Origin of the sequence: uncultured Virgibacillus sp. (assembly GCF_947495635.1) — a bacterium.
Taxonomy (GTDB): domain Bacteria; phylum Bacillota; class Bacilli; order Bacillales; family Amphibacillaceae; genus Virgibacillus; species Virgibacillus salarius.
The window spans coordinates 1-3,770 of record NZ_CANMAB010000177.1 but is presented as its reverse complement, the minus strand read 5'-3'; the positions used below and the strand labels follow the sequence as shown (position 1 = coordinate 3,770).

Below are 3,770 nucleotides of genomic sequence, written 5' to 3'. Positions count from 1 at the left end.
CCACTTCAACTCCTGTGGGAAATGTTTGACCTGAAGATCCACTTTTTTGAGCGGGTTTTGCTAAAAAAGTTAGCTGAAGGACAAACCCCACGGAAAGGGAAGTGGGCAGCCGGAGTGATTCCATAATAGCTACTAGAGGAAGCGTAAATCTAGCATGTAGTGATAAGGACTGAGCGAATTTTCCTCAGTTTTTCTTATTAATAAATAATTTGACTCCGGCAGGAACAGCACGAGTCCGAAGCTCCCTTGGTAACGTGTTTTTATTTATCGAGTTAGTTGAGGCGTGCCCGCGGAAAGCGCGTATATTTTCACGGTGCGGCGATGACCCTCCTATTAATAACATGATTATTCGTATTTTGAGTGTTTTGTCCCATCCTCTCTATCTCACAGATAACTGGCAGTAATATCCCTACTTCAAGCAATTAAGTGAAATCAATATTGATAAGTGGGGGATAACAATCCCCCCAACTGATTGAAGCTTTAGTTTATCACACCAAGATAGGACGCAATGCTTAACTCAAGCTCTAGAGCATATATTTATGTGAATCGGATAAGCTAAAAGAAATATCTAAGTGGAGTTGATAAATTTGAAGTTTACTGGTCAGCTTATTTCTGGTGATTTAGATCTAGAAACAAATGAATTTGAGTGGAAGCAGTTTAAACAGTTATCTATGGAATCTGTTCTCACCGAATATCAATTGAACAAGCTGCATGATTATTTGAATCAAACCAATAATGAAACTGGTCAAGTATTAACGCTATATGATCAAATGCCAATCTATTTAAAACAAAAGGATGTTAACCAGATTTTAGATGATTTAGAAAAGATTCGATCTATGTATACTACAGGGAATGAATGAAAAGTCATTCAGTTCATTCCTACAACTAACCCGACAAGATATAATTTTTTCATGCTTGTTTGCATATTTAAAAGGGAATCGAGCTGTTGGCTGCAACGGATGGTTCTGCTATCTGTTAATCCATACTTTAAACCAAGCTCAATCATCTCTCTTTTCTTACTATCAATTCTCTTACTTAAATTAGTAGATTTTGATTCAATAATTTCCATCTTCTTAAATCTTCCTTTCATCATTAACAAATTGTTAGGGCGTAAGTCTCAAACACACAAAAATAAGTATGATTATTTCCGTGATAAAATGCAATAGATTCAACAAAGAAAGTCAAAAGGTTGTGAAATTCGACAGTGTTTACACGCATTTTGGCCCACAGCAAATGAAAAATAGTTAAGAAAACAAAGGGTATTATGTACCATAATTACAATAAAATACCTTATATAGAAATAATAGGAGTATATTTTAAATGTAAGAGTATATTTTTAAAAAATAAAAATGATGGTCCGTACAACTAAGCTCTCTGTAGTGGTTGGTAAGCCCCCTCGCGCTGACACTATCTGGGTTTAACAATGTCTTTTTATGATAGGATAAGGTACCTTCGGCAGCGATAATATCGTACGCAGAAAAAAGTGTTCTTTTTTCAAAGGAGGCTACGTATATTACCGGAGATAGCGAAGTGTATTGTTCTCCATTAGAATGGGCAGAGTTTTTAGTTTATGTCCTCTATACCATCTTCTAGATTTATATATAGATGACATGATTTAGATAAGATCTTTTCAACTGTTTACGTTCACCCTTTTTATCCCACATATAAATGGAGCTGTTTTGTTTATTGATGGACAAAACAGCTCCACGTTCCGATCGTAATTGAGTTTATCTTTATTTAGCTTCTCCTACTACTGTAAAACGCTCATTTTTATGTTGAGGATTTTCGATTTCATCCACTACACTAATGGCATAGTCTGCATAGCTAATGTAACTTTCTCCTTTATTATTTAGCATCAGCGTGTCTTTCCCTAATCGGTATGAACCAGTCCGTTGACCTTCTGGATCAAAGATGGCAGCAGGGCTAATATAGGTCCATTGAATCCCCACTGTATTTTGTAGTTCTTTAAGGTTTTCTCCCATATTTGAAGCAGTAGGAAGGTATGCTTTCGGAAAATCAGGGGTATCTAATAAGAGCGTACTTTTATTTTCATCAGCAAATAAGCTTCCAGCTCCCCCAACCACTATTAATCGTGTATGTGGTGCTTGCTTTAGTGCGTTTATTAATACTCTACCAGCATCAATATGCTGGTGCTCCTCACCATGAGGTGCATTAAATGCATTAACTATGACATCATAAGGCTTTATATCTTCCGTTTTTATATCAAAAATATTTTTCTCGATTACGTTCACTGTATCATTCGATACTTTTTTAGCATCTCTTACGATTGCTGTTACATCGTGGTTTCTTTTTACGGCCTCCTTTAAAATAAGGCTTCCGGATTTACCGCTAGCGCCAATAATTCCAATCTTCATTTATAACAACCTCCAGGAATGATTATTTGTAACTATTTATGTTACATGTAATAATATAAGTTACAGGTTGATTGTTGTCAAGCGTTAATAGCTTATTTTAATTATTTTTCCTATTAGGTTTAACGATTGTAACTCTTTTTATTACAACTTTGATCATATATAATTATAATAAATATCTATTAAAGGAATGAAACACTATGTCTATTAGTAGTCGCTTTGCTGTTGGTATTCATATATTATCTCTACTTGGAATTAACCAGGAAGATGTTAATACATCTGAATATATAGCTAAAAGTGTGAATACGAATCCCGTCGTTATAAGAAAAATTATAGGTATGCTTAAGAAAGCTCAGTTAGTAAACGTTCGCCCAGGTGTGGCTGGTGCCGAACTAGCCAAGGATTTATCTGATATCACCTTACTTGATGTATACAAGGCGGTTAATGTAGTCCAAGAAAAAGATTTATTTGGAAGACATGAAAGTCCAAACCCTTCCTGTCTTGTTGGAAGAAATATTCAAACGGCTATTGAGCCATTATTTTCATCCGCGCAGCGTGCATTAGAAAAGTCATTGGAAAATGTTACGATTCAGGATGTAGTTTCAGATATTTTAAAGCAGGAAGAATCCGTTGCTGATCAAAATCAACGTGAGTGCTAACCAATAATCAGGTTACATTAAGGGTGAACATAGCAACGAGGAGGCGTAGAAAATGTCTCCCATATATAACTGGCAGTAAGCCCCCTGCCAGTTATATGTCCGATTGTTCAAAGGTCTCTTTAGGTCATATCCTTGTGGCATGAACAATAAGTGGGGGATAAACATGGTTATGCCACTCAAGCTGCACGATCTGTTCTGAACTACGTATTTGAAAAGCTGAAATTATAAAGAATTACCGCGACCTATCAGCCAGAAAATATGACGTCATGTACAGTGATGGAAAAGCTGGATATGCGAAGAGTAAGATTCTTTAATGCTTGTATCCCTCATGTTGATGAATGGTGAGATGAGTATTATTATGTACTTTTGAAGACAGAATGGTAAAAACCATCAAATCAAAATTGACAGTAAGCAGTAATTTAGGTATGATAACGAAAATAATAATTAATTCTGTGAAGAAGAGAGTAATTATGATAGTAACTAAAGCGAGTTAGGATATGGTGCGAGCCTAATAGTTACGTTGTAATGAACCGGACTTCTGAGAAGCCATCTTGAACATGAGTAGGGATGGACGGGTAATGATCGTTATACATTAAAGTCAGATTCTTAGGAATAATCAGGGTGGTACCGCGGGTAAATCTCGTCTCTATATGGAGGCGAGATTTTTTATTGATGTTTTTTAAACCACAGGCTCTGCCTGTGTGAGAATTAAACTTGTAGAGTTGTAACAGAAAAATCT

General features: G+C 35.9%; 4 protein-coding genes and 1 other annotated feature. Of the genes, 2 read left to right on the top strand and 2 right to left on the bottom strand.

Features of this window, described 5'->3' with window-relative positions:
* Positions 1-587: 587 nt before the first annotated feature.
* Positions 588-860: a hypothetical protein gene (locus Q1A47_RS20220; protein ID WP_166530778.1), complete on the top strand. Its 273-nt coding sequence runs from the start codon at positions 588-590 to the stop codon at positions 858-860.
* Positions 861-868: 8 nt separating this feature from the next.
* Here the strand turns inward: Q1A47_RS20220 and Q1A47_RS20215 are convergent, their stop codons facing one another.
* The gene (locus tag Q1A47_RS20215; protein ID WP_034679208.1) at positions 869-1,069 is read right to left on the bottom strand and encodes an aspartyl-phosphate phosphatase Spo0E family protein; all 201 of its coding nucleotides are present in this window, start codon (positions 1,067-1,069) and stop codon (positions 869-871) included.
* Between the two features lie 664 nt (positions 1,070-1,733).
* Positions 1,734-2,375: an NAD(P)-dependent oxidoreductase gene (locus Q1A47_RS20210; protein ID WP_166530777.1), complete on the bottom strand. Its 642-nt coding sequence runs from the start codon at positions 2,373-2,375 to the stop codon at positions 1,734-1,736.
* Positions 2,376-2,572: 197 nt separating this feature from the next.
* On the opposite strand from Q1A47_RS20210, the gene Q1A47_RS20205 reads away from it, so the two are divergent.
* Positions 2,573-3,031, top strand: a complete 459-nt coding sequence (locus Q1A47_RS20205) for an Rrf2 family transcriptional regulator (RefSeq protein WP_166530776.1) — start codon at positions 2,573-2,575, stop codon at positions 3,029-3,031.
* A 443-nt stretch (positions 3,032-3,474) separates the two neighbouring features.
* Positions 3,475-3,682, top strand: a binding site (T-box leader).
* Positions 3,683-3,770: the final 88 nt, after the last annotated feature.